Here is a 26,914-nt window from a genome sequence, read left to right as displayed (position 1 = left end):
ACCATTTCCTGCTAATGAAAGTTTAGCTTAGATTTGAACCCGATGAAAAATAAGAATATTGCTGTACCAGCAGCTCTGGCTTCCATGATCTGTGTGCAGGGGGGTGCATCTATTGCCAAAAAACTATTTCCCGTTCTTGGCTCGGCTGGCACAAGCACATTACGAATAGGTCTTTCGGCACTGTTACTGTTTGTTATCAACCGGCCACGATTGTCCGCTCTGAACAAACAACAGTGGTTATATTGCTTTGGATATGGTGCATGTATCGGCAGTATGAATCTTATTTTCTATTATGCTATTCAACGTATTCCGCTTGGATTAGGTGTGACCGTAGAATTTATCGGCCCGCTTTTACTGGCTCTTTTTCTGTCACGAAAACTTTTAGACCTCTTATGGGCATTGTTTGCATGTGCAGGCATATTGCTGATTGTACCCTGGCAGAGTAATAATATTGACATTATTGGATTGGGGCTGGCTTTCCTCGCAGGGGCATTCTGGGCCGGATACATTGTAATGGGAGGCAAGATTTCACAGGTAGTCGACAACAGAGTTGCTGTCACTGTAGGAATGGGTATAGCAGCCATATTGATCCTGCCATTTGGTATGTTAAGCGGAAGTCTCGCACAACTTAGTTTTCATTATTTACTCTTAGGATTTGGAGTAGCTATATTTTCCAGCGCATTGCCTTTTACATTGGATATGATAGCTCTGAAACGCCTTCCTCCCAAAACATTTAGTATTCTGACAAGTCTGCAACCTGCATTCGGAGCGCTCTCCGGTTTACTCTTTTTGAAAGAATACCTGAGCTTTCTGCAGTGGATGTCTATTCTCTGTGTAGTGATCGCAAGTATGGGAACGACTCTAACAAACAGATATAATGACACTTTATAATCTGTCCTAAGATTTCATATCAAAGACGGTATCCTATCCGGATTGGGACAGGATACCTTTTTAGTTTCTGATTTTTATCTTAGTGGTATAAAACTATAAGCTGCTATTTATTAATCCAGTTTTTTCATCCTGATAATCAAAGGAGCTTCCTGAAGTTTTTCTGGTACAACCGCTACAAAGTCTCGGATATAGGATTGCTGATTATGGACATCTAATCCCTGCTGATCCTGCCATATTTCATAGAACACAAACCAGTTTGGATCTTCCAGATCTTCATGCAGATCATATTTTTGACAGGCAGGCTCCTGCAGTGTCCTGCTGACCATATTCTTCAGTATTTCCAATACTTCGTCTCTATATTCACTTTTAGCTTTGATGACGGCTGTTAAGTATATATTCATAGCTTTTATATTATTTATTTAACATGTGACAGAGTTGAATTCCTCTGCAAATACGTTTTTCAAATGTAAGCGATATTGTTCCATATCCCGCTCAACCTGAGCATTTTTTTCTACATCATGAAAATGGAAGCTTTCCATTTTTTCAAGGGATACAAAAGCATTCATACGATGAAAACCAAACAGTGCTCCCTCATCTACACTGTGTTGCTGGAAGAATTCGCCTGGCAATGTGAAGGCTGTAGCCGGAGCATTCCAGCTGGTTGTCAGCATGTATTTACGTCCTGCCAGCTCACCTCCGGTACCATAATTGATTTCCGGATTATCGGACGAACGTCCATCACTATGGTATATTCCTTTGTTATGCCCCACCGTAAATACTTCATCTATATACTGCTTGAATTTGTGTGGTAATTGAAACCACCAGATAGGAGTATGGTAGATGATGTAATCGGCCCACACAAATTTACGGACTTCTTCCTCCGCGTCATATCCATGATCTATAGTGGTCAGCTGAACTTCCACATCCTCCATTTCATTGAAGAAATCAAATGTAGTAGCCGCTATAGTAGTATTGAAACGCCCTCCGGAATGTCCGAAATGCTGTCCTCCATTAATGATAAGTATCTTTTTCATATGTATTATTTTAATATGCTACAAAAATACGCCGACGGATGCTATCATAAAAATAAGATAATTTATATATTTGTATCATAATTATAATACTTCAAGTATGGTTAATCTGGAATGGTACCGCACATTTAAGGCGATTTATAAAACAGGAACACTTACTGGTGCTGCAGAGGCACTTTTTATCTCTCAGCCGGGCGTAAGTCTCCATCTGAGTTCGCTGGAATCTTATGTAGGATATAAGCTATTTGACCGTACCGGCCGGAAAATGATGCCTACGGAACGAGGAAAAGTATTGTATAATGCGGTGGTTGATGCCTTGACAAAACTGGAGGAAGTAGAGAAAAATTTTCAGAAAAGTACAGAAAAACACACGCCGACTATCAGCGTAGGGATGTGCTTTGAAACTTTTCAGATTACACTGGAACAGTATGTTTCCTCCTTACCGTTCAATCTTATCATTTGCTTTGGCGAATACCCGGAAATGCTCGATCAGCTGGACAAAGGTATAGTAGATCTGATCATCACACCACAAAAGGGAAATTCATCCCAATTGGAATTGGAACCTTTTTCCTGCGAACAGATTGTGCTCGTAGGTGGAAGCGAAGTTGATAAAGCCACTTTTGATGCCATCCGAAAGACAGAAGATATCCATCAGACAGAGAGCTGGCTGAGAGCGCAAAAGTGGTATGGTACGACAGGCGATATGGAGCATTTATTACGGTTCTGGAAACTTAATTTTGACCAACAACCTAACTTCAGACCTAATTATATAGTGCCGAATCTCAATTCCATAGTGCGCTGTCTGAGCGGAGGAAAGGGACTTGCCGTAATTCCGGACTTTCTTTGCCGTCAGGAAATAGAGAACGGACAGATACAGTTGATCTGGGAAGGAGTGAAGCCTTTGAAAAATACTCTTTACTTTGGCACCCGTAAGCAGAATTCACATCAACAGGAGATTGATCATATCAAAGATCTTTTCAGAAAGGTTATGGGAAGACCTGTGCAGCAGGAAGTCGCCTGAAGACTATCCCGGACGCAGCGATATTCTGCCTTTTTTCTTAAATCAAATAACAGATAGAATATCGCTAATATCTCATCAGGTTCAACGAATATTATTCCGGGCTCAGTTTTTGACAACAACACAGTTATATTTATGTTGTCAACACTTTTATCGGGACATTATAGGAATGAACGAATTCAGAGAAAAGGAAATAAATAATATTATCAGATTGCGACGGGTAGTAATGACCTTATTATTACTGGTTAATTTTTCGATTATATTCTTTTTTTGCTATAATTTTCATGTCGTTTACACAGAAAGAAAGCTCTATCATATCAACTTTCTGAGTTACATATTGCCCACTATCCTTTATCTGCAGGCTGTACTGGCGGTACCCTTTGGCCTACTTCTGTTTTTCACTTACAGAAGGACTGCAACTTTTATCACTATACTAAGACAATTGGATTCGGATAGCCTGCTGCTGTACCACCAGTATGTACAGGTTATCGGACGGTTTTGGGCAGGAATTGCTCCTTATATTTTCCAGACACGCCATATTATTATTCCCACACTGTTATCCCAAAAAAATATTCCTTATACAGATATTATGGATGTATCATTTTCACGGTCCAGACCGTATAAAGCACCGACTACCTATAGTATGAATATCAGAACTTTTGAAAATAAAAAACACAGCGTGACTTTCTATCAGTATGCACAGGCACAATTTGCAATGCATACATTAATGAATAAACAGCCCGGAATACCTGTGGTCAACAATATGAATATTATATAAGCGTACAGAATGAATATTGAGCAACTAACCGTGAAATTAAAGGGCAATATCTTTGACAAAAAGGGAATCCTCATATACACTATATTTTCGCTGCTGGTAATGCTTCCCTTTGGTTATTTCTTTTATGCCAAGGGGTATGATATGTTATTTCAGTTATTCGGATTTATGATTACAGGGCCGGTGAGTATAGTATTGATTGTACTGCTGTTTGCTCTGGTATATTATGCTATTATAATGCTGTTTAATTTCCTGATGAAACCTGTTGTGACCCTGTCAGTCGTAAACAAAAGTCTGGAGATCAGAAGCAGAAAACAACTTTACCATATACCGCTGGATTCTATACGTATTATAAAGGCTGTGATCAGAAACAAGCGCTGGGACAGATTGAGTATAATAACAGAAAAAACCATTCATATCAATACAGGAAATGTATTTATGGGTATTATGAATAAAGATCTGGATACCTTCTATTCCCGATTAAGTAGTATTATGGAAAATGAATACCATTACATAATATATAAAAATGAAAGTAAAGTGAAAAATATGCATATTGAACAACTTTTTGTTTACCAAAAAGGAGTGCATATTGAAACAATCGCACGACCGGTTAAGGTCAGAACGGCTCTCCTTGTATTATTAGGTTTCTTTCTGATATTGGCCGGCATTGTTTATTATCTCATTAACCGCAATAATGATGACGATCCTGATAATGAGGTGGCCCGAAATGGTGTATATCTTCCGGGAAACGGCAGTCCGTATCTGAGCTATAATAACGAGGTTTATTTTTTAAGAATGGGAGATGGTTATTTTAAAGTAAAAGATGCAGACCTGAACAGTTTTAAACAACTCACATTCAAAAATGAATATGGCAGTACAATGGGTAGCGATGCCCGACATATCTATTCCGGCAATAAAAGTATTCCCGGTATTGATCAGACAACAGCAATATATGTGGGACAGAATTATGTAAAGGACCGCAAATCTGTTTTTTACAAGACAAAACAAATACCGGATGCCGATGCTGCAAGTTTTGAAAGCCTGTCGCATCAGCGTATTAATACACCAATATTCAGTTATGCTAAAGACAAGAATAAAGTATATTACAAGGAATATGTGTTGCCTCAGGCAGATGTAAACAGTATCTCATCTTTACCTGCTACAGTAGAATATGTAAAGGACAGCAAACACGCCTACTATCATGAACATCTCTTAAAAGGGATGGACGGACGTAATTTTACAGCGGAAAAACTGGACTATGCCCTCACGTATGGCACGGATGGCCGGCAGCATGTGGTAAATGGAATCGTGTTTCCGGTAGAAGTACAGGACAGGTTATGGGGATCTGTAACAGCAGATCTCCGGCAAATGGCCTTACTTCAGAAACGCGCATCAGGGAGATTACACCTTCTCTTTTCGGATCTCAGATCGCTTTACTATTTCGATTCTGATAAACAGGCTTTCAGACATGCTAAAGCATTAAAGGGACTCCGGCCTTTTGTGAATGGAGTATTTAAAGATGATCATGTTATCTATTATACCGCTTATCAGAATATCAGAAGCCGTAAATATGGACATTTAGGAGAGGTAACCTATATATACCGATCCAAAATACCACAAAAAGGATTTGTTATATACAAAGAGGACGAACACCTGATTTTATACAGGCAAGGTAATCAGTATTACGCTACTGTAATTGATCTGCCTAATATTCATCCCATCCATTCTTCCTTGTATATTGTGAAAAATATACAACAACTGGAACGTGAACTGGAAGCCCGGAATTATGATAATGTAGCGAATCTTCTCACATCTGCAGAAGGGAAAGAATGTGCTGTAATACGAACGAAAGAACAGATTTTTCCGGATAAAGAAACCGATTAAATAATTTTTCATAAACATATGAAATACAGCGTCATAAATATCAATTTACTAAAGTACATAAGCCTTTTAGGATTTATGTTTACAACTATAATTACAGAAAGTGCTTTTGCGCAAACGACTATTGATACGCTGAAAATAAAGGCGGCAAATATAGAACGGGCTTATATAGATGAAATCAGTATTATCGGTATTTCAGGACAAAAACCGGTCGCACTGAAAGACGGTTCATACAGACTGGAAAGTAAAAATCAAAAAGCTGATATTACCCTTACAAATGGGCTTATAAGCGGAACAGTATCGGAGACAGATGGCAAGGTGAAAAATGATTATACCATAGTCAATTCTTTGATTATGACCTATAATTCATCTACGGGCTCTATCCCAACAGTTGACACTTACAGAAAGGAAAAGAATATGTTTTTCAAACAATACGAAAACAGTATTTTAAGAACAGAAGGATGGGTATCGCTGGATAAAAACAAACATTACGGCAGAGGAGTAAGTAAGTCCTATCACCGCAATGGCAACATACAGCATATTTCGGATGAAGTCTCAGAGACATACACTGATTTCTATCCGAATGGTAACAAGCAGAGGGTATCAGCGGTTGACAGATATGAAGCCTATGATGAAGACGGCAGACTGACCAATAAACAATATAGAAAAAATAATGTGAGGTATAGTGATGATTATGTGGAAGGCAAGCTCTATACACGTAGCTATCAAAACAGCGAAAGGAACGAAGTAAAAGAATACTATAAAAATGCTTTATTTCAAAAGAAAGAAGTGATCAAAACGGTCAACGGCATTCAACGATTGCTAACCTATAATAAAACAGGAAAACTGATCAGCAATGAACGTTATCTACCCGCAAATGAAATAATCCTGTACGAAGAGAAAAGACCTTCCGCACAATAAATCTATCTTATAATGAAGAAACTATTTGTAATTACCTTATTCATCAGCATACTGGCTGCCTGCAAGGAGGGCAATAAAAAAGGTCTTCCAAACCAGTCCGGACAACCGGAGATTGCAGACAGTAGTCTTGCTAAAGTAAACGAAGGCAATCAACTACAGGAAATAGAGAAAAGTGGAAGCTCCTTCTACGACTGGTACTTCAATAATAATTTTCAGTATATAGATGTTGTTAAGAATAGAAAAGGAAAATCTTCTTTGGATACCGCCTCTTATTTTAAAAAGCTGAGGGACCTTGGAACTATTTCGGAAAAATTTATCCGGGAAGAAAAGAAAAGGTTAAGCGGATGCAATTTATTTTTAGAAACGGTCAATTTTGAGGATTATGAAAATGCGGATGCGTATAAATATGATACGTATTGTGGAGATCTCTATTATATGTACTGGATCAAAAGTCAGGAACCACCGGATGAATATACGATTCATAATGTAAAACAGCTATCCGATAACAAAGGGTCAATGGACATTTACCTGAATTACGGCGGTGAGGGTGAACCTTTGTGCAGAATAGATATGGAAAGGGAAGGAGATCGCTGGAAAATAGTCCATATTGATTTTTTCAACAAGTCCAATCCTCCAACAGAAAAACAAAAATTCTATGGATATAAGTGGCAGAATGGGGAAGTAGCACTGAATATCGGAGAAAGTTCGCTGGCATTTGAATACCACGGCCAATGCGTTTATTTCTACCCCGTACGTAAGATCAGCGATACCGAATTTGAGATGATCTGGGAAAGAGATGTAGACTGCAAGTTTGATAATGGCACAACCGAGACTTTCGGTCTCCAAGAAGTCCCTCAGATAGGAAAACCTTTTGCGAGATTCACTTTAAAAGATAATATCCTTTATGCGACCTATTATTATAAACCCTGGGTCAAAGCATACTCCCAGAAAGTACAGGAAAACGTGTTTACAGAAACCTATTTTAAACGGTCCGAATAGCTCTCCTTGAACAGATCTACAAATAAATTATTCTTTAAGTTCTGAATCTAATTTTTAAAAAAAAGCCGGTATAACGTATATACCGGCTTCTTAACTCTAAAGAACTTTAATAAAAAAGTCAAAACTGCTGCTATTATCCTGATATCCGCAAGTACCTATCGTAGGTAACCACGCATCATGAAAACGTATGCGCATAGCTACAACCCCTGTTTTAGCAGTAGCAGGCACCGATATACTTCTGCTTACTGCTATCACCGTCGCGCTATTATCACTCGCATTGTTACCAATATAAAAAATACGCTCGGCAGTATTATCAAATACCCCATCCCTGTTCCAGTCCACCCACGCAATAATCCTGTTCCATTTCGTAGCGGGGCTGTTATTAAAGTTAAGGATAAAAGAGGTTCCCCTTTGCGCTTCTATTCGCTGCGTATTGTAGCTTACATAACCACCAGCAGGAAACGCATTAGCAGTATAACTGATGTTTTGCGCCGCGCCGGAGGTAGACAAGCTTTGTATATAACGATCTGCAGGAGAAACGGCATCACCCGGAGCACTACAATATTCCAGCGGTCCGTTTCCTATTAAACTGGCATCTAACTTATTGATGCCCATAACACCGCCTGCTACGTTTACCTGATTCCATTCAAGATTACAAAATCGCATAGCATAACGGGCATCCAGATAAGTAGGAGAAGCTGGATAATCAGGCATCCAGATTCCTATATCATAACTTCCCAAATTCTGTGGTTTATCAAAATTTGCCGAAAGTGTTTGTGTCACTCCTGTGTGCCAGTCGGACGGCTTATTAGTTAATTCTTTAGATTCCACAATAGTTCCATCTGCTCTCATTAGCACTAAAAATACCTTGCGCGGATTATGGATAGCGGAAAAGCCATAATTACGAATAGCAATATTACATTTGATTTGATTGGTTTCTTCAATTACATTCGAGGCAGCATAATCCAGCCACAGGCGATAGCCAAGGTGGTCCGCTACGTAATCGTATACACTACGCGTTACTCCACCATTAAAATAGGCCGGATCGTAAGGAAAGTTATTAGCATCCAGCTGTGCTTTTGTAATGGGGGTATTTTTCCAGTTTAGAATAGCCTGAGGGTAACTGTGAGTTACACTGAAAGTAGTATAACGATGATCCTTAAACTGCTTAATTGCCTGTATAGGATTGACATAATTTGCATTCCATTCACCCGTTCCTTCGTAAGGCATTTCTCCATCTACTAATGTAGATATAGATTCTGCAGATACCATGCTGTAGTTTCCTGAAGCCCAGTATCCATCACTGGAAGCATGTGGATGTGTATTGTCGGTAAAAAAGTCATTATGAAATCCTATTCGGGACTTTTCGGCGGTGGTAAGGGCAGAAGCAGTTTTATAATATGGCATACGAATTTGCGTATCTCTGTCTTGAGGTAAAATCGAGAGTATTTTTCGTAATAAATTGTCTTTGTCTGTTTGATTATATGCATTGTTATAATTATGCCATTCTCCCCATAATCCGATAGTACCCGCCTGTAAGACATGTATTACATCAATATTATTTTGTAAAACAGGTTTTAATTGATCAAGATGAGACAGTACACGTGACATAGGCGGATAAACATAACCTCCTGTACCATCGTAAGTGTATGCAAACCGAAGCACCAGTTTATATCCTTTATTTCGTACCTTGCCTAATACTGAAGATACAGTATCCAGGGCCGCTTGTGATAATGTATTAGTACCTGCAAAGTCAGTAAGATAGAGATACAACTGAGACACTTTTATATGTCCGTCTGTTGCATTATAGTTTTGTTCCAGTCTGGTAAGCCAGTTATTGCTATTTAATTTACGGTTGGTATCCCAGGGAAAGGCCAATGAAGGGATTTTAGCCATTTCCTCATACCTGAATCCTCTTTCAGGGTTAGGCAAATGTGTTTGAGAACTTCCTGCAGGCGTTAACCCGGATGCCAGATTTTGTCTGCCATTAAGCAGAATTTCACTCTTCTCCTGCAAAATAATTTCCTTATTGCAACTATTAAAAATGATAAAACACAATAGTACACCCAATCCATAAATAATTGGTTTAAAATTTGATTTTTTCATTGTAAAAATTGGTTATTGGTTAGTTAATAAAGTGTGCATAACTCTGGCTGACAATCCATATATGTGAACCGTCAGGTTTTATATTTTATAAAAAAATGCAATTTATTTTATCTTAATGTTGCCAGTGAAAACCAGCTGGCAACCAGTTGTTAGTGTGATCCGAATTAAGATTAAATATTTAATACAATAGTCCGTATTTTTGATGAAAATATCTACTTTTTTTTAAAGAAAATTATTGGATTGTTATTATTGTCTAAATACTTGGTTTTAGAAACTTTAAATATTCTTTAACAGGTTTATAAAATATACATAGGACGCCAGCGCAGGGTTTATTACAATTGGTTGCTCGGAGCATATCCAGAAAAAATAGAGAAAGTTGCTAGCCAACGGAATAATTAATCTATAGGGTACTTATATTTCTCCCGTAATTTTTCATAGTCATAAGCATTATTCTTATCCAACAATATTAGTTCGTCAATACACTTGTTTGCTATTCTTTTATAGTCTTCATATTGCTTTCTTCTTTCTGCTATTTCTTTTTTACTAAACATCCAAAATTCGTCACCAGTGTACTGTATGCTATATCCCGATAAATTTGTGCTTTAAGGATTTTAAAATTTAAAGATTGCATCCCCATGCCCGATGCTTTTTCAATTAGATTTTTAGCTTTAAGTAAATTCTCCAAGGCACCTTCTGTTCGCTGATACGGTTTGGCAAAAAAATTATTAGAAACACTTATTATCATGGCTGCATAAAATAAGCTAGTTGTATCATTTGGATTTTTTTTAAGGTTATTATTCAAGCTGTCCATCATAGGTTTGTATTCTTCCTCATAAATTTTTCCTAACATTCTATCTCCAACAATAATTTTGCCGCCATAAACTTTAAATTTTGGTTGTTGTGCAAAACAAACATTTTGATTGAATAAGAGGACTAATAGTCCTAAGAAAAGTTGCTGTATAGTTTTCATGATAAAAGGTTTTATTGTTAGAATAATCGGGAAATTTGGCACTAAAGATATTGCAGGCTTTCGGGAATATGGCTTACCTAGATATGCTTCCAAAATCGAAGAGCAAAGAGTAAAACGTTTATTTCACACTGCAAAAAAGTATTTCTGCTACTATTAATTTACAATATACGAAAATATTGTAACATAATTTAAACTACTTACCACGAATAGAAAAACTACCTCATAATTATTTTAAAATATAACCTGAGGTTGTAGGATCATCTTTTTTCTTGCTTTAATTTTAATCCTGATTACACTAACGATAAATTATTTAGAATATGAAAAAAATCTGTTTTTTAATTTTTTGTACACTAGTCCTTTCGTGTGCGAAAAATGATGGGTTCGATGCAGATGATCTCATCAGTATTGATGATCTGCAACAGAGTTTCTACCAACAAAACCCTGAGGCAAACAACCCTTACTTTCTCAACCCAAACTTTAAATCTGTAGTCAACTGGAATAAGCTCATATGGAAAAGTACCGATACAGCTTATATCAAGGTGAATGTATTGGATGCACTTACTTATCCGCTCGGGGACACAGTCATTTCATTACGGGATCAGGTATGGATTAAAGCATTCAAAAACGGCCAAAAAGAATGGAGATATTTGCTACTGACTTTTATTCCTATAGAAACAAGAAATTCCTTTTCAGGAACGATTATCTCTACTTCCTTTCAGTCAAACACCACAAAAATAGCTACCTTTAATAAAGGGAAAAATATAAAGAATCTGGATCAGACTTATGTAACTACTATCGGAAAATATAATAAAAACATGGGTTCATTAGTCACAATCGCATCTGGCAAAAAATGTGTCTATGCCTATGTAAATGGACAACTCAATCAGATTTCCTGTACAGATACGGATGAAACTGATGATGGAGACGGTGGAATTTACGATGATCCACCACCAAATCCAGGAGATTACTATCCGACAAACCCACCAGTAGGCGGAGGTGATACTGGTGAACAAAAGGAGGATGAAAACGTTGAAAATTATATTGAGAATCCTTGCCTTAAGAAAGTTGTTGATGAGATCATCAGTAACGATATTGCTTCCTTAACAAATGAATGTCTGCTGGAAGTATTCAAACAAAATGACAAGGTCAACCTTCGATTTTATGAAACAACCGCACTTCCTGATCTGACATCTGGTATTGCTAAGACAACTTATACATCTGGCTCACCTTATATGGATGTTGATATTGAACTTAATGTAAATACACTTCCAAATGCTTCACAGGAATACATTGCCTTAACTACTTTACATGAATCTATTCATGCTTATCTTTATACCAAAGGTTATTTTAATCAGGCAGTAAGCCAGCATGATGTGATGTGGTCTAGTTATATTGATGTAATGGCAGGCTATCTAAATCGTAATTATGGTACAGATATAAATGTAGCCAGAACCCTTGCTACAGATGGTTTATACGGTACTTTTGGCAGTAAAATCACAGATGAGGTTTACAAAAAATTACTTGATAAAACAACTTTACCAAGTAACATAAGGGCGGATCTTATAGAAAAGTATAAACTTGGACAAAAAGGTAAAAAATGTAATAACTAACAAAATAAAAACAGCTACGTAATATGAAAAATTCAAAAATAAAGTACATCGGTATCATTATGTTTTTAGGTCTGATGGTGGGATGCATAACAAGTAAAAAACCTGCCTGGCAAGGTAGGTATACCAAAAAGAATGTGTACGATAAGAATATCGAAAAGGACAAAATAGCTGTTTCGATTAATCTCTTTGATTATCGTGATAACAGTAAAATTGATATATCTGATGTAAAAGATCTGCCGGGAAAAGTTATTGCCTCATCAGAAAACTCCAAACTATTCTTATTTCATAAAGATTCGGTGCCGGAAAGTATCTGGATTGAAAAATTAAATAAGGGTGCTATAAAGATTCGTCCTAAAAAAGAGCACAAAAAGAATTTGATCATCTACAATCTTTATCTTGGTCACCTTCCTAGAAATATTTTATAATATAATAAATGTCAGTATTTTGAGAGGTAAATGTTTTCAAATGCTGAGGTATAAGATCTATTATTAGTTTCAATTAGCACGCAAGAAGTTAGTAATGTATTCGTAACAAAACTTCATTAAGTTAAAGAAAAAGCTATGTAAAACATAGCTAGAGGTTACACCCCCATAATTATTGTTCCTGACTACAATCAGTAGTCTAAACCAAAAAATCCCCACATTGCTGTGAGGATTTCTGTGCGCCCACCTGGGCTCGAACCAGGGACCAAAAGATTATGAGTCTTCTACTCTAACCGACTGAGCTATAGGCGCGGTTTTTTTGTTGTCTTTTCAGCGGTTATTTCTGTTTTGACGATGCAATTATCGATATTTGTAACGATAAATCAAAATTTTTGTATGCAAAAAGTTAAAAATATTATTCTGGATTATGGCAATGTGATCTTTATGATCGACTTTATGAGAGCGCAGGAAGCCTTTACTGCGCTGGGTATCAAAAATGTAGATCAGTTTTTTGCACACAAAGGCCATGCGCCACTTTTTGATGCCTTTGAAAAGGGAGAAATCACGGCGGAAGCCTTTCGTCAGGGAATTCGTGATGCTGCAGATGTTCCCTACCTCAGCGATGAGCAGATTGATGCGGCATGGAATGCACTGCTGATCGGTGTGCCGGAAGGAAATCATGAACTTCTATTGGAGCTGAAAGGAAAGTATCGTTTGTTTCTGTTGAGCAATAATAACGAGATCCATTATCAATGGATAATGGATTATCTGAAGCGGGAATATCAACTGGAAGATAATACCTCATTTTTTGAGAAGGATTATTATTCTCACCTGATGAAAATGCGAAAGCCAAATGCCGACATCTTCGAATATGTACTGAATACACATGACCTCAAACCGGAAGAAACAGTTTTTATAGACGATAGTCCCCAACACCTTGATACAGCTGCAAAATTGGGCCTTCACACATTTTTGCTGACCAAGCCTGATACACTGTCAGCCTTACTAAAACGTGAAAAATTAATAGACTGATCAGCAACCGGGAAGAATCAAAAATATATTTAAATTAAATTCGTTTATTGCAGAATAACTTCCTATCTTTGTGACCACAAAAAAAATTAAAGAGCTACGAAAGGAGGTATATAGAAAGCATGATCATTGTAAATGTAAAAGAAGGAGAGTCATTGGATAGAGCGTTAAAACGTTTCAAGAAGAAATTCGAGAAAACAGGTGTTTTAAGAGAACTTCGTTCACGCCAGGCTTTTGAGAAAAAATCTGTTACCCGTCGTATTCAGGTTAAAAAAGCAATCTACAAACAATCTTTAAATCAGGAAACTGTTTAATTATTGTTTCAACATAAAAAAGGTTATCCCCACAAAGGATAACCTTTTTTTGTTTTAGAGCTATTTTTCTCTTTCCTGATATGCAGCATAAAAGAGGGAAGAAGAGGAGATTTACATATGTTTTTATTTAATGAGCTGGGAGAGCAGGGTTGATTACATAAGCTAAAAGTAACAGAGATGCCCATACTTCTGTAACAGGTGAATAAGAGTTGCCAGAATTGAAGTAAGGAAGGCTGATAAAGGTTAACATTTACTTATTTAAATAAAACCTCACTGTTGTTGATGTTCCTTTTTTATTTGTGTAATGCCCTCTCTGAAAGAAGTTACTGAAAAATCCGGAAAGCGCTTTTTGAACTTATCAGAATCGAATATGTTATCATACGCATACCTGGGTAATAATTCCTGTATCTCCCGGGTTTTTCTGTTGAAAACAGCTCCAAGCTTTAGTATTATATTCGGAACAACAGAATAGGATAAAGGCTTAGCATATACATCAGATACCAGTTCAATAAACGCTTTATACGTCAGTCTGTTGTCATCTACAGGCAAATGCCAGGTTTGGCCGTAAGCATCTGGCGTATTACCTATCAGAGCTGTAGCTTTGCTGGCATCCGGTGTCCAGATCAGAGAGCGCAAAGTATCATCCTTTAACAGTACCAATAACTTTCTGTTTTGTTTGATGCGATCGAAGATAAATGTATTGGTAATGCTCTGTGTTTTTCCAGGACCGTAGAATTCCGGAGCACGACATATCACTGCTTCAATCTGCCCGGCTTCTATTTCGCTCAACAGCATATCCGCCATTTTTTTTCGCACCATACCTTTCCTCCCTACCGGCTCAAATACACTCTCTTCCGTAAGTACAGCTCCATTTTGGGGATACATATAGGTATTATCAAAGAATACGAGTTTCGTCTTATGCTTCTGACAAGCTTCAATAACATTACGCATTAGGAGAGGGAACTGATTCTCCCACAGTCGGGTATCCATAGGCAAACCTAACGTGAAATATACGATAGTGCTTCCTGCAACAGCTTCATCAGCTTTTACTTTATCCAGTAAATCAGCTGTAAACAGAGTATCCGTATCGTTTACTTTCTTAGGACTCCGGCTTACAAGCCTGATATCAGTTGTGTACGCACGATGTAACTCTTTTGCCAGCTCTTTTGCTATCTGTCCGTTTGCACCAAGTATGGTCTGCATAATTCTACTCTATATGATTTGCTTAATATTAAATCTAATCCATCAACAAAACAATAAAAAATAAGTTTTCAAAATATTCGGAAATTTTGGATTTTTCAGTTAGAGTATAAAGGGAATAAAAAAAGAAAGCTCCAACTTTTGTTGGAGCCTTAAGTGTTCCCGGAGGGAGTCGAACCCACATCGACAGAACCGGAATCTGTAATTCTATCCATTAAACTACGGGAACAATTCGCAAGCGAAGATAATGAAGTTTGGATTAATATCTATATTTTTTTTAACATTTTAAAGGAGGTTCATCGGCTGTGAAAAACAGCTTGCTGAACCTCCTGAGTGATAATCCTGTTATGTGATTACCTAATCCTTACAGATCAGGCATTTGCCTGAATGTATATGATTCTAGTGACCGTGGTCACCTGCATGTATAAGATGTAAATTTACTTTCAGGTCCAGATCATTCTCTCCGGAGAATTTAGTGAAATTCACATTATTCCAGTCAGCAGCTGTAATACCTGCCTTTGCACCAGGGTTAAGATGACGCAATACATAGCGGAATGTAAAAGAATCAGCTGTTTTCAGCACCGTAAGATATCCGGTAACACCAACATTCACTTTGGTATTGTCGGCTTTACGATCCGCATATACGTATTCTAATGTTCCTGCCGGTGCTCCCAGTAAGAAAACCTGATGGATATCATCCCTTTCCACAAAAGTTTGCTGTGTCTCACGGCCTGCAAAATCTTTAGCGACCATACTCAAACGGTATGTTTTGCCTTCTTCCAGATCCAGATGTGCTCCTACAGGTGGTAATAGTGGATTACCACTGAAAGAGACAGTCTCTGTTTCAGCTCCCGTAATATCATTATAATGATAGTGATCCCCGTGTGCTTCACGTTCTACTTCAGTAAAGGTTAACGTCACCCCACCCACTTCTTCCTGATCATCCTCAGGAACCGGATCATCCTTAGAACAAGATTGAAGAGCTACAAAAGATGCAGAGAAAAGTAATACGAACAGATAATGATTAAGTTTTTTCATGTTGTTAAATGTTTATTTAATAAAAAGTCAGCACTTGTACGGAATGATCAGACAAGTGTATTAAAATTGATAAGCTACACGGAAAGAGATATTCCGTCCTGCTCTGTGGGCATAGTACCGGAAGGTATCCATATAATCCTTGTATAACTTATTCATCAGGTTTTCTGCAGAAAGCGTGAGGTGCAGCTGTTGTTTTCCAATAGCCCAATTCGCGCCTGTGTACAGATCCACCAGGTGATAGGCAGGGGGAGGAGCGACATAATCCATGTCTGCTTCAAAGCGATCCTGCCGGGCCACATAACGGTGGCTTAATTTAACATACGGTTTTTGCGCCCATTTTGCGGATGTCAGATTCCATTGTATACTCTGTGTGACTCTGTCTGAAGGGATAAAGGGTAGATAAGTGTTCAAAGAAGTATTTTTAGCCCTCACAGCAGAGAATGCCAGATCATATTGCCAGTAATCAGAAATCTGATAAGATCCTTTGATGTCCACCCCATAGAAAAAGGCATTATGCTGCTGGTAACTATAAACCGGAAAAGTACCACGTATCGTTTGTCTGACAGAGTCCGGATTAGGTACAGCATAGATATAATCATAGATATACTGTGCATAGATATCCATATTAATATCTATTTTACCGGGATTATAAAGCAGGCTATTCACCCATTTTACTCCTTTTTCACTCTTCATGTCCGGATTACCGACTTCATAAATACCACTTCCGTGATGCAGACCATCACTGTACAGCTCATTAGCTGAAGGTGCTCTCCAGGCCAGACCTATATTACTCTTCCAGTTAAGAGATGGCGTAATATGATACAACAGTCCGGCAGTCCCGGATACATTGTGAAATGTCCGGGTACCGGAGTACAGCTTTTGATTGATCGTACCATCAGCATTCGGATTCCGGTAGTCATAGCGATAACCTGCCGCATCAAAGTAGCGGTAATCATAACGCAATCCAACTTCAAAGTGATAAGAATTATGATGAAACTGTGTAAGTCCGAATACACCTATGCTATGATTATCATAATTCGGAATAATCGGCGTAGTACCTGTACCCGGCTTATTGTTGTTGATCTGAATAACCCCGTTAAGTCCGAACTGAATGGCAGGTGTACGGTATAGCACATCCAGCGACTGAGTGGTCAGGGACATATCAGCCATAGGAAGATCATCAGCCTCCACACGGCGCAGATCGTATTCCCTGCGGTGATTGCGCTGATAACCATATTGTACCTCCATTGTACCGGATGCAGATAATTGTTGCTGCCATTTCACTTTTGCCAGATCATGAGTCACCTGCTGACGTGGCGCTTCTATGGTATAAGAGAAATCATACTGATCAAGTGGCCTTCCATTCTCGATAATGGTATAAATATCTTCACGTGTTCCGACATGGGCTCCGCGAAATATTCCCAGATTAGTTCCGAATCGGCTGAAGTAAGTTTCGATATGTCCGGACTTCAGACGGTATTGTAACTGGCCGGAGAAATTAAGCTCTTCCACACCGGTATTGCCCAGGTAGTACGATGCTGTACGGATATTGCCCAGTTTCTTTCCCGAAGCCTGTACACGCCAGGCCAGATCAGGAAGTGCTTTTGTATTGCCTTCCAGCATTGCCGAGGTAGTACCGCCCCGTCCGTTGCTTTCCCCTACAAGATCCAGTCGTCCGCCGAACACCTTGTTATAATCCAGTGTAGCAGGAGTAGTCACGACTACGCCCCCAAGCGCATCAGCACCATACCTTACAGCCTGTGCGCCTTTAATCACTTCGATTTTATCAGCTGTAAACGGATCGATCTCCGGAGCATGTTCCGATCCCCATTGCTGTCCTTCCTGTCTTATCCCGTTGTTGAGAACAAGTATCCTGTTGCTGTGCAATCCATTGATTACCGGCTTCACAATCGAGCTTCCTGTACTTAGCGTCGTCACACCGGCTATCCTGCTCAAAGCATCTCCTAAAAGCTTTCCCTTAGTTTCAGAAAGATCCTGAGCCGAAAGGCGGTGCTTGCTACCTGAAAGCGCTGTATTCGATACTCCAACCACTTCCACGTCATCCAGATGAATATTGGAGGGTCTGAGCGTAAAGTCCTGAGATTTATCTTTAGATAAGACAATCTGATCAGACTGAAAGGCCTCATATCCTACAGAACTGATATGCAGGGTATACGTACCTGCACAGACAGAAGTCAAACGGTAATACCCTTTGGCATCCGTCATAACAGATCTGCCGGCAGGCTGCAGGATCACTGTTGCATTGGCAACAGGAAGTTTGGTTGCAGCAGACTGAATTTGTCCTGTCCAAATATACGGACAAGAAGTCTGGGCAAAGGACAGCGAATAAGCTGTACACAATAGTAATATAGCGATTACTCTTTTAATCATTTAAAAATGGAATCAATGACAATGGACATCCACATGTGCCTAGTACAGGTCACAGCGTAACAAAATGAATCAAACGGATACATCTACGCTACAGACTGCAACCTGTCAGGCTAGCTGTGTGATGATATTCTTGAATGAGCTGACAAATGCTATGAGCAACACTCCTTAAAGGAGAATGCTATTAAAAAATCATAGACAGATTTGCCCGCAAAATGTATGTTAAAAAGGGATTTGCCTAACAAGGAGGGTCCTTGTTGGATTTAAGTGCATCAAAGCCTTTAGGTATTCTGAAAGCCAGCTTATCCTGTACGAGCCTGTTGACAGGATGCTCCGGTACAGATAGTGTCAATTCAGGAGACAGCGGTAAGATGGTGCGATCCGTATGTATAATATGACAGATAGCACATTCTGTGGCTGAATCCTTAGCCGGGGAAGAATTCCCCTGGGCATGAGCAGCATGATGATGGGTGTGGGTATATTGTACCGAATAGAAAAAAGCAAGCAACAACGCTGCTAAAAGCGTGCAATATCGGGTTATGTACTTGCGACTATTCAATACAATTTTGTAATTCTATATGCAAAAATACATCAAATACAACTAGGTTGCAAGTTTAATTAAACAATGTTGCATTTGTTTTGTTTATTTTACGATCTGGGATGATATTGTGTGATGACAGCATGCAGATAATCCCGGTCAATATGTGTATAAATCTCTGTCGTCGTTATACTTTCATGCCCCAGCATATCCTGCACAGCACGAAGGTCTGCACCTCCTTCTACCAGATGAGAAGCAAAACTATGCCTGAATGTATGTGGGCTGATTTCTTTCTGAAGACCTGTCTTGGCAGCCAGGTCTTTGATAATTAAGAATATCATAACCCTGGAAAGCGAAGTGCCCCGCTTATTGAGAAATACATAATCTTCAAATCCTGCTTTTACAGGTTGCTGTACCCGTATCTCATTCAAATAAATATTCAGGTATTTTATAGCGTGCTGTCCGATAGGAATCAATCGCTCTTTATTTCCTTTTCCTTCTACTTTAATAAAATCTATATGCAGAAAGAGGTTAGATATCCGAAGATTCACTAATTCAGAAACCCGAAGCCCACAACCGTATAATATTTCAAGAATTGCTTTGTTGCGCATGCCATCTGTCGTACTCAGGTCCAGTGCGCCGATCAGCTGATCAATCTCTTCGATATTCAGGACTACAGGAATCTTTCTGCTCAATCGCGGAGATTGAATCAATTCAGCAGGATTTTTGGTTATGAGTCCTTCGAGTTGAAGGTATCCGAAAAAAGCCTTCAGCCCCGAAATAAGACGGGATTGGGTATAAGGAGAAATATTAAACGTATTCAGCCAGACGAGAAACTCCTGTAAATGATCAACAGACAATTGGTTTACAGTAAGCTGTTGATTGGTGCAGAATACTTCCAACTTGGAGATATCATTCAGATATGCTTCAATAGAGTGGGGAGCAAGACCTCTCTCCAGTTGTAAATAACGTTTAAAATCCTTCTTATTAATTTCCCATTCCATATCCTGTACAATAGTAAATAAAATCCCGTAATAATATCAGATAGATAAAGAAAATATATTAACTTCACTGCGAACTTTACATAACTTAATTTAGTCACTCTACTCGTATTATGAAATTATTAAAACCTATTGCCCTGGCATTTCTACTGCCGGCAACTTTTTCATTGGCGCATGCCGCTAATAATCCCCCCACAAACATTCATCCGGAAGCACGTCAGATTTTAGCGACTGACAGTATATCCTGGAATACCAAACTGCCTTTAGATAATGAAGTGCTTACAGGCAAGTTAAAAAACGGATTCCAGTATTTTATACGCAAAAATACGGAGCCGGAGAAAAGAGTGGTCATGTATCTGGCAAATAAAGTCGGGTCAGTACTGGAGTCAGAAGAACAGCTGGGATTGGCTCACTTTCTGGAACATATGAATTTTAACGGATTAAAACATTTTCCAAAGAATGCATTAGTCGATTATCTGCAGAAAGCAGGAGTACGTTTTGGAAGTGATCTCAATGCATATACCAGCTTTGACGAAACGATATATCAACTTCCTATTCCTTCTGATGATCCCGAATTATTGAAAAACGGATTGCAGGTCATGAGAGACTGGGCACAGGATGCGCTATTGACCACAGAAGAGATAGACAAAGAACGCGGTATCGTACTGGAAGAAATGCGTGGCGGCAAAGGAGCACAACAGCGTATGCGGGATCAGTATCTTCCGCTTTTGCTCAACAATTCACACTATGCAAACCGCCTGCCTATCGGAACGGAAAAAAGTATTTCTACATTTAAACCGGAGGTCTTGCGCCAATTCCATAAAGACTGGTACAGACCAGATCTGCAGTCTATCATAATTGTAGGGGATATTGACGTTAAACAAATGGAAGCTGAGGTGATCCGGTTATTTTCAGATCTGAAAGCTCCGGCAAAACCAAGACCTCATGTAAAATATAAGGTAGATCTGGCTAATAAAAATCAGTTTATGGCTGTTACAGATCCTGAAATGTCATATACAGTCGGACAGATTATTATTAAACATCCGGAAGAAAAAACAGAAACAGTCGGAGATTACCGCAGAGCATTGCTTAAATCGGTCTATAATGGAATGATTAATGCCCGTATGAGTGAAATACTACAGCAATCTAATCCTCCGTTTATTCAGGCCGGTGGAGGTGTTGAAGAGTTTCTCGGAGGGCTGGATAATCTGGGACTGTACTTTGTAGCCAAGCCAGGCGAATTTGAAAACGGATTCAAAACCCTGGTTCGTGAGATGGATAGAATTCAGAAATTCGGATTTACACAAACCGAATTCGATCGTGTCATTTCTTCTATCCGTAAAAATAACGAGACAGCTTATACCGAGCGTGATAAAAAGAAATCAGAAAGTTATGTACAGGGGTATATGAATTATTTTCTTGAAAAAGACCCTGCATTAAGTAACGAATACCGTTATCAGCTCACTAACCAGCTCCTGCCTTCTCTGACGCTAAAAGAGGTAGAACAGATCGGCCAGAAGTATTATGTAGACAACAACCGCGATGTACTGATACTGGCGCCGGAAAATCAAAAAGCAAATCTGCCGGATGAAGCGAAGATCAATACCTGGTTTGCTGAAGTGGACAAAGAAGAGATCACAGCGTACGAAGACAAAGTTTCCAAACTGCCTTTATTAGCGAAGCAACCTGTAAAGGGAAGTATAGTTAAGGAAGGGGCAGCAAATACGATAGGTGTAAAAGAACTGGTACTGAGTAATGGCGTAAAAGTATTACTGAAACCTACTACATTTAAAAATGATGAAATTCTGATTTCAGCATTCAGCCCGGGAGGAACGTCCCTTTATGCAGATGCAGATTACAATTCCGCTTCTAATGCAGCCGGACTGGTCGATGCCAGCGGTGTCGGACAACTGAACAACGTAGAATTACAAAAATACCTTACCGGCAAGCGTGTAGGTATCACGCCTTATATCAGTGAGCGATCTGAAGGATTCAGCGGACAATCTGACAAAGAAGGTTTGAAAACGATGTTTGAATTATTGTATGGCTACTTTACAGAACCAAGATTAGATGATGATGTTTTCCAGAGCAACATTACCAAATCTCTTTCTTCTATCGCAAACATGGAAAATGATCCTAATTTTGTCTTTAGAAAAAGTGTATTCAGCACCTTATACGGCAATAATATCCGTCGTCAGCCCGCTTCAAAAGAATCCATACAACAGATCAATAAAGACAGGGCACTCGAGATCTACAAAGATCGATTTGCAGACGCATCAGATTTCACCTTTACTATTGTAGGTTCATTTACTGAAGAAGAGATCAAACCACTTCTCGAAGAATACATAGCCTCACTACCGTCTAAAAACCGTCAGGAGAAAGCCAAAGATCTGGGAATTCAGGAGCCGGCCAAAGGTGTAGAGACTGTAGTCAACAAAGGTAAAGAGCAAAAAGCTACTGTACAGCTGGCATACTATGGAGATTACGCATACTCAGAGGAGGAAAATATGAATCTGGATGCCTTGGAAAGCATTCTGAACATCACACTGATCGAGCGTCTTCGTGAAGATGAAAGCGGTGTATACGGAGTAGGGGCAGGAGCTAATTACCGTAAATTTCCAAAACCAAGATACAGTTTCAGTATCGGCTTCGGGTCTGCAGTAGATAAGGCACAGCCGTTAATTGCTTCCACATTGGATGAGATCAACAAAATCAAGAAAAACGGACCTACGAAAGTGGATCTTGAAAAATTTGTGATTGAGCAAAAGCGTCAGCTGGAAGTACAGTTGCGGGAGAATGGTTTCTGGCTGGGACATATTGTCAATTCGGCTCAGAATCAGGAAGACGCTACGCATATCCTGAAATACATGGACGACCTCAATAAGGTGACGGTCGAATCTGTAAAAGCAGTAGCTGATAAATATCTGAAAGAAGATCGTTTATTCAGATTTATCCTGATGCCGGATCAGCCTGCTGCCAAATAAAGAGGCCGTATCCGAAAAGCAAAAAGCTCAACCGTAATCGGTTGAGCTTTTTTTGATAATGCTATATTAGATTATTAACCTAAATATGATTTCAAAATTTTGCTTCGTGAAGTGTGACGTAAGCGCTGTAACGCTTTGTCCTTAATTTGACGAACACGCTCACGAGTTAGATTAAATTTTTCGCCGATCTCTTCCAGAGATAATTGATGATTAGAACCTAATCCGAAGAAAAGAACAATAATTTCACGTTCTCTTTCTGTCAATGTTGCCAGTGAACGCTTAATTTCCTCTGACAGAGACTCATCGATCAGAGAGCTGTCAGTGTCCGGATCATGATTTTCCAATACGTCCAACAGGGTGTTTTCTTCCCCTTGCACAAAAGGTGCATCCATGGATACATGTCTTCCGGAATTGCTCAATGTGTCAGATACCTTGTCAACTGTTGTTTCGAGGATATCAGCTAATTCTTCAGGCGATGGTTCACGCTCGTATTCCTGCTCCAGTTTGGAGAAAGCCTTGCTGATCTTGCTTAAAGAACCAACCTGGTTTAAAGGTAAACGAACGATACGTGACTGTTCGGCGATAGCTTGTAAGATCGATTGACGAATCCACCATACAGCATACGAAATAAATTTAAATCCCTTGGTTTCGTCAAAACGTTTAGCTGCTTTAATAAGTCCGAGGTTACCTTCATTGATTAAATCTCCTAAGGTCAAACCTTGATTCTGATACTGTTTTGCAACGGAAACTACGAAACGTAAATTTGTTTTCGTTAATTTTTCCAAAGCGACCTGATCGCCCTCACGTATACGTTGAGCAAGGATCACTTCTTCTTCTGCGGTGATTAAGTCTACTTTACCAATCTCGTGAAGGTATTTGTCTAATGACTGTGATTCACGGTTGGTAATCGATTGTGTAATTTTGAGCTGTCTCATTGAATATTATAATACCTTTCTGGCTGAAATGTTTGCAAAAATACAAAAAAAATGCTTAAAAACATGAGTTAAATGTAAATTATCTACTCATTATTAGTTAGTTATGACATAGCGTGAGGTGATTTTATAACATCAAAAACTGTTCCAGTATTATACAAATAATCTATACTTCAGCGTTTGACTATTCAATATAATTTATATTTTTATATAAAAAGCTGATAAACAAACAATTAATAATTACTTAAATATTTGTTAAAAAGCAACAACTAATCTCCCTAACTGACAAATTACAATTTTTAAAATCCAGTCAATAACCAAACAATTTTTCATAAAAGTTGTTTTAAAAAAGTAAATTGAACCAAAATTGTTAATCATCCCCTATAAATACATCATCACTTATGCCAATTATTATACATTTGGATGACATAATGTCCCAACGAAAAGTATCCCTAAGTGAACTGAGCAATATGGTCGGTATCACCTTGTCAAACCTCTCTATTATCAAAAACGGAAAATGCAGAGCAATTCGTCTTCATACGCTGTCAGCAATATGTAAAGCTTTGGACTGTCAGCCAGGAGATATTCTTGAATATACAGAGCAGCCTGTGTCAGCTAGAGGCAAAGCGATAGCCACGTAAGAACTCATCCGTCAACATACGCTTCTTCCCCTCAATCTGCAGGGCTTTCAGATGGATGTATCCGTCCTGAGTTGCGTATTTCAGATAAGTTTTTCCATCTGTCACATACCGACCTGCCTGAATGTCAGGCTTTGCAATTTCTTTTTGGACTTCATATATCTTGAGTACTTTGCCATCCAGGTAGGTGAAAGCTGCAGGGTAGGGACTGAGACCTCTTATCAGGTTGAATACAGTAGCCGTACTCTTATCCCAATTAATCAGACAATCTTCTTTAAATATCTTTGGTGCATGTTTAAGTGTTGTGCCTTCGATCAGCGTATCCTGCGGAACAGGAGTAAGTGAATCTGCTTTCATGGCTTTAATCGTTTGCAATAACACTTCTGCACCTTTGTGCATCAGCTTATCATGAATCGTTCCGGCATTATCATTTTCCGTAATTGGAACTTCACCTTTGAAAAGAATGTTTCCGGTATCTATTTCATGCTGCAGTAAGAAAGTCGTTACACCTGTCTTCTCTTCCCCGTTAATAATTGCATGATTGATAGGTGCCGCACCACGGTATTGAGGAAGAAGGGAACCGTGAACATTGATAGTTCCTTTAGCAGGCATATCCCACACCAGCTCAGGAAGCATACGGAAAGCTACGACCACCTGCAGATCAGCATTGAACGCCTTTAATTCTTTCAGAAATTCAGGATCCTTTAATCTGACCGGCTGTAATACCGGTATCTGATGTTCCACTGCAAATTTTTTGACCGCAGACTCATGAAGTTTCTGACCTCTGCCAGCGGGTTTATCCGGTACGGTCACCACCGCAACAACATTTTCACCCGAGTCCAGCAAAGCCTTTAATGAAGCTACTGCAAAATCCGGAGTTCCCATAAAAATGATACGCATCTCTAAATACTGATTAATGTTAAAAAATTCTCTTTCTATGCCGAATGACAAAAATGATTACCTTTGCGAAGGTACAAATTATATTAATCAGGCTTGAATTTTCCTTACTTCCTTGCTCAGCGAATTACTTTTTTAGGAAAGCGTACTTTCTCTAAGCTGATTGTGCGTGTAACAGTCAGCGCTTTTGTATTGGCGATAGCAGCTATGATCTTATCTGTCGCTGTACTCAGAGGATTTAAAGATGAAATCACCGAGAAGCAACGCGGCTTTTTCGGGGATATACTGGTTACCAAACAAGACTTGAACAGTTCATACGAGAATACGCCTATGTCTCTGAGTAAGGCGCGTATGGATGCCATACGTACATCACCTAATGTGCAGTCTATTTATCCTTTCGCTACCAAGGCAGGCATTATGAATGTAAACGGTGAAGTCGAAGGAGTACTGTTAAAAGGTGTCGATTCGACTTATGATCAGCGTTATCTGTCCAAAACTATTGTGGAGGGTGATACAATAGACTTCAATGCCGAAAACGGAGCAAATACACAAATCCTGATATCTTCTTACTTTGCCAAACGGATGCGTCTCAAACTGGGAGACGATTTTATCATGTATTTTGTACAGGAACCTGTACGTAAACGCAAGTTTGTGGTAAAGGGTATCTTCAATACGGGATCACAGGAATTGGATAAGGTGTACGTAGTAGGAGCTTTATCTCTTATCAGAAGACTCAATAACCTGGATGATCAGGAAGCAGGAGGATATGAAATAAGGGTTCGTGATTTTGAAAAACTTGTACCGACTACAGAGCAGGTAAATGATCACCTGCCGATAGATTTGAATGCCCGGAATATTGTGGAACAAATGCCGGACATCTTCGAATGGCTCAATATGCTGGATATGAACGCAAATATCATATTTGTACTCATGGTGATCGTTGCTGTTATCAATATGATTTCGTCACTGCTGATCAGTATTCTGGAAAGAACATCTATGATTGGTATACTGAAAGCTTTAGGATTCAACAACAGGGGAATTAAGAGGGTCTTTATGTATAATGCACTGTACATTATAGGATTGGGACTTCTTATCGGTAATGCACTCGCTTTAGGATTGTTTTATTTTCAGGAAAAGACCCGCTTTTTCAAACTGGATGAAAGCACATATTATATCTCTTATGTGCCTGTCAAGATTTTCTGGTATGATATAGCCGGACTCAATCTTGCTTTGATTATAATTGCTATGATCTCCCTATTTGTACCCTCTATGCTGATCACTAAGATCAGCCCGATCAAAGCAATCCAGTTTAAATAAAACCAGTGTCATAA

24 protein-coding genes and 2 tRNA genes are annotated in these 26,914 nt (G+C 38.9%); 13 read left to right on the top strand and 13 right to left on the bottom strand.

Translation table 11 applies throughout. The annotated features are described in order from the left end of the window. The first annotated feature begins 42 nt into the window (after positions 1 to 42). Positions 43 to 891: an EamA family transporter gene (locus HMPREF0766_RS07725; protein WP_002995324.1), complete on the top strand. Its 849-nt coding sequence runs from the start codon at positions 43 to 45 to the stop codon at positions 889 to 891. A 110-nt stretch (positions 892 to 1,001) separates the two neighbouring features. Here the strand turns inward: HMPREF0766_RS07725 and HMPREF0766_RS07720 are convergent, their stop codons facing one another. Together HMPREF0766_RS07720 and HMPREF0766_RS07715 are read right to left on the bottom strand one after the other, a co-directional pair. Beyond that, positions 1,002 to 1,292: a putative quinol monooxygenase gene (locus HMPREF0766_RS07720; protein ID WP_002995322.1), complete on the bottom strand. Its 291-nt coding sequence runs from the start codon at positions 1,290 to 1,292 to the stop codon at positions 1,002 to 1,004. A gap of 18 nt (positions 1,293 to 1,310) precedes the next feature. Then, positions 1,311 to 1,925, bottom strand: coding sequence for an NAD(P)H-dependent oxidoreductase (locus HMPREF0766_RS07715; protein WP_002995320.1), 615 nt, complete (start codon positions 1,923 to 1,925; stop codon positions 1,311 to 1,313). A gap of 97 nt (positions 1,926 to 2,022) precedes the next feature. Here HMPREF0766_RS07715 and HMPREF0766_RS07710 point away from each other — a divergent pair, with 97 nt between their 5' ends. From HMPREF0766_RS07710 to HMPREF0766_RS07690, 5 genes are all read left to right on the top strand, one after another. Then, a complete protein-coding gene (locus tag HMPREF0766_RS07710) occupies positions 2,023 to 2,943 on the top strand; it encodes a LysR family transcriptional regulator (RefSeq protein ID WP_002995318.1) in 921 nt (306 codons plus the stop codon). Positions 2,944 to 3,109: 166 nt separating this feature from the next. After that, positions 3,110 to 3,718 carry a hypothetical protein gene (locus HMPREF0766_RS07705; RefSeq protein ID WP_002995316.1) on the top strand — a complete coding sequence of 203 codons (609 nt, stop codon included), beginning with the start codon at positions 3,110 to 3,112 and terminating at the stop codon, positions 3,716 to 3,718. A 9-nt stretch (positions 3,719 to 3,727) separates the two neighbouring features. Next, the gene (locus tag HMPREF0766_RS07700) at positions 3,728 to 5,599 is read left to right on the top strand and encodes a DKNYY domain-containing protein (RefSeq protein ID WP_002995314.1); all 1,872 of its coding nucleotides are present in this window, start codon (positions 3,728 to 3,730) and stop codon (positions 5,597 to 5,599) included. A gap of 75 nt (positions 5,600 to 5,674) precedes the next feature. Further along, positions 5,675 to 6,517, top strand: a complete 843-nt coding sequence (locus HMPREF0766_RS07695; protein ID WP_037459722.1) for a hypothetical protein — start codon at positions 5,675 to 5,677, stop codon at positions 6,515 to 6,517. A gap of 12 nt (positions 6,518 to 6,529) precedes the next feature. After that, positions 6,530 to 7,516, top strand: a complete 987-nt coding sequence (locus HMPREF0766_RS07690) for a hypothetical protein (RefSeq protein ID WP_002995310.1) — start codon at positions 6,530 to 6,532, stop codon at positions 7,514 to 7,516. Positions 7,517 to 7,612: 96 nt separating this feature from the next. On the opposite strand, the gene HMPREF0766_RS07685 is transcribed toward HMPREF0766_RS07690, so the two are convergent. Both HMPREF0766_RS07685 and HMPREF0766_RS07680 read right to left on the bottom strand, forming a co-directional pair. Then, positions 7,613 to 9,622: a DUF4874 domain-containing protein gene (locus HMPREF0766_RS07685; RefSeq protein ID WP_002995308.1), complete on the bottom strand. Its 2,010-nt coding sequence runs from the start codon at positions 9,620 to 9,622 to the stop codon at positions 7,613 to 7,615. Positions 9,623 to 10,151: 529 nt separating this feature from the next. After that, on the bottom strand, positions 10,152 to 10,592 hold the full coding sequence (locus tag HMPREF0766_RS07680) for a hypothetical protein (RefSeq protein WP_002995303.1): 441 nt from the start codon (positions 10,590 to 10,592) through the stop codon (positions 10,152 to 10,154). 317 nt (positions 10,593 to 10,909) lie between these two features. Here HMPREF0766_RS07680 and HMPREF0766_RS07675 point away from each other — a divergent pair, with 317 nt between their 5' ends. Continuing rightward, complete coding sequence (locus tag HMPREF0766_RS07675) at positions 10,910 to 12,202, top strand: hypothetical protein (protein WP_002995300.1); 1,293 nt, start codon at positions 10,910 to 10,912, stop codon at positions 12,200 to 12,202. Positions 12,203 to 12,225: 23 nt separating this feature from the next. Further along, positions 12,226 to 12,627 carry a hypothetical protein gene (locus HMPREF0766_RS07670; protein WP_002995298.1) on the top strand — a complete coding sequence of 134 codons (402 nt, stop codon included), beginning with the start codon at positions 12,226 to 12,228 and terminating at the stop codon, positions 12,625 to 12,627. A 235-nt stretch (positions 12,628 to 12,862) separates the two neighbouring features. Here the strand turns inward: HMPREF0766_RS07670 and HMPREF0766_RS07665 are convergent. Further along, positions 12,863 to 12,936: transfer RNA gene (locus HMPREF0766_RS07665), tRNA-Ile, on the bottom strand. A gap of 42 nt (positions 12,937 to 12,978) precedes the next feature. Between HMPREF0766_RS07665 and HMPREF0766_RS07660 the strand changes: the two genes are divergently transcribed. Both HMPREF0766_RS07660 and rpsU read left to right on the top strand, forming a co-directional pair. Further along, positions 12,979 to 13,656: an HAD family hydrolase gene (locus tag HMPREF0766_RS07660; protein ID WP_002995296.1), complete on the top strand. Its 678-nt coding sequence runs from the start codon at positions 12,979 to 12,981 to the stop codon at positions 13,654 to 13,656. Positions 13,657 to 13,775: 119 nt separating this feature from the next. After that, positions 13,776 to 13,967, top strand: a complete 192-nt coding sequence (gene rpsU / locus HMPREF0766_RS07655) for a 30S ribosomal protein S21 (protein ID WP_002995293.1) — start codon at positions 13,776 to 13,778, stop codon at positions 13,965 to 13,967. A 270-nt stretch (positions 13,968 to 14,237) separates the two neighbouring features. On the opposite strand, the gene HMPREF0766_RS07650 is transcribed toward rpsU, so the two are convergent. From HMPREF0766_RS07650 to xerD, 6 genes are all read right to left on the bottom strand, one after another. Continuing rightward, positions 14,238 to 15,170 (bottom strand): NAD-dependent epimerase/dehydratase family protein, encoded by a 933-nt coding sequence (locus HMPREF0766_RS07650; protein WP_002995288.1) that lies wholly within the window; start codon positions 15,168 to 15,170, stop codon positions 14,238 to 14,240. Between the two features lie 154 nt (positions 15,171 to 15,324). Continuing rightward, positions 15,325 to 15,396, bottom strand: a tRNA-Arg gene (locus HMPREF0766_RS07645). 170 nt (positions 15,397 to 15,566) lie between these two features. Beyond that, entirely contained in the window at positions 15,567 to 16,205 is a 639-nt protein-coding gene (locus HMPREF0766_RS07640) for a hypothetical protein (RefSeq protein WP_002995286.1), read from the bottom strand. 60 nt (positions 16,206 to 16,265) lie between these two features. Further along, positions 16,266 to 18,596 carry a TonB-dependent receptor gene (locus tag HMPREF0766_RS07635; RefSeq protein ID WP_002995283.1) on the bottom strand — a complete coding sequence of 777 codons (2,331 nt, stop codon included), beginning with the start codon at positions 18,594 to 18,596 and terminating at the stop codon, positions 16,266 to 16,268. Positions 18,597 to 18,831: 235 nt separating this feature from the next. Continuing rightward, positions 18,832 to 19,152, bottom strand: coding sequence for a hypothetical protein (locus tag HMPREF0766_RS07630; RefSeq protein WP_236590504.1), 321 nt, complete (start codon positions 19,150 to 19,152; stop codon positions 18,832 to 18,834). A gap of 89 nt (positions 19,153 to 19,241) precedes the next feature. After that, entirely contained in the window at positions 19,242 to 20,135 is an 894-nt protein-coding gene (xerD, locus tag HMPREF0766_RS07625; RefSeq protein ID WP_002995278.1) for a site-specific tyrosine recombinase XerD, read from the bottom strand. 110 nt (positions 20,136 to 20,245) lie between these two features. On the opposite strand from xerD, the gene HMPREF0766_RS07620 reads away from it, so the two are divergent. Continuing rightward, on the top strand, positions 20,246 to 23,116 hold the full coding sequence (locus tag HMPREF0766_RS07620; protein ID WP_002995276.1) for a M16 family metallopeptidase: 2,871 nt from the start codon (positions 20,246 to 20,248) through the stop codon (positions 23,114 to 23,116). A gap of 74 nt (positions 23,117 to 23,190) precedes the next feature. On the opposite strand, the gene HMPREF0766_RS07615 is transcribed toward HMPREF0766_RS07620, so the two are convergent. Next, positions 23,191 to 24,051 carry a sigma-70 family RNA polymerase sigma factor gene (locus tag HMPREF0766_RS07615; RefSeq protein WP_002995274.1) on the bottom strand — a complete coding sequence of 287 codons (861 nt, stop codon included), beginning with the start codon at positions 24,049 to 24,051 and terminating at the stop codon, positions 23,191 to 23,193. A 398-nt stretch (positions 24,052 to 24,449) separates the two neighbouring features. On the opposite strand from HMPREF0766_RS07615, the gene HMPREF0766_RS22070 reads away from it, so the two are divergent. Continuing rightward, positions 24,450 to 24,689 carry a helix-turn-helix domain-containing protein gene (locus HMPREF0766_RS22070; RefSeq protein WP_081454834.1) on the top strand — a complete coding sequence of 80 codons (240 nt, stop codon included), beginning with the start codon at positions 24,450 to 24,452 and terminating at the stop codon, positions 24,687 to 24,689. On the opposite strand, the gene fmt is transcribed toward HMPREF0766_RS22070, so the two are convergent. After that, positions 24,660 to 25,586 (bottom strand): methionyl-tRNA formyltransferase, encoded by a 927-nt coding sequence (fmt, locus tag HMPREF0766_RS07610; protein ID WP_037460012.1) that lies wholly within the window; start codon positions 25,584 to 25,586, stop codon positions 24,660 to 24,662. The genes HMPREF0766_RS22070 and fmt overlap by 30 nt on opposite strands. Positions 25,587 to 25,679: 93 nt before the next feature. Between fmt and HMPREF0766_RS07605 the strand changes: the two genes are divergently transcribed. Further along, positions 25,680 to 26,900, top strand: a complete 1,221-nt coding sequence (locus tag HMPREF0766_RS07605) for an ABC transporter permease (protein ID WP_002995265.1) — start codon at positions 25,680 to 25,682, stop codon at positions 26,898 to 26,900. The last annotated feature ends 14 nt before the right edge of the window (positions 26,901 to 26,914 follow it).

Source organism: Sphingobacterium spiritivorum ATCC 33861 (assembly GCF_000143765.1).
In the GTDB taxonomy this organism is placed as follows: domain Bacteria; phylum Bacteroidota; class Bacteroidia; order Sphingobacteriales; family Sphingobacteriaceae; genus Sphingobacterium; species Sphingobacterium spiritivorum.
Note: the sequence above shows the minus strand (reverse complement) of the source record. Positions and strands in the feature narration are given on the sequence as shown.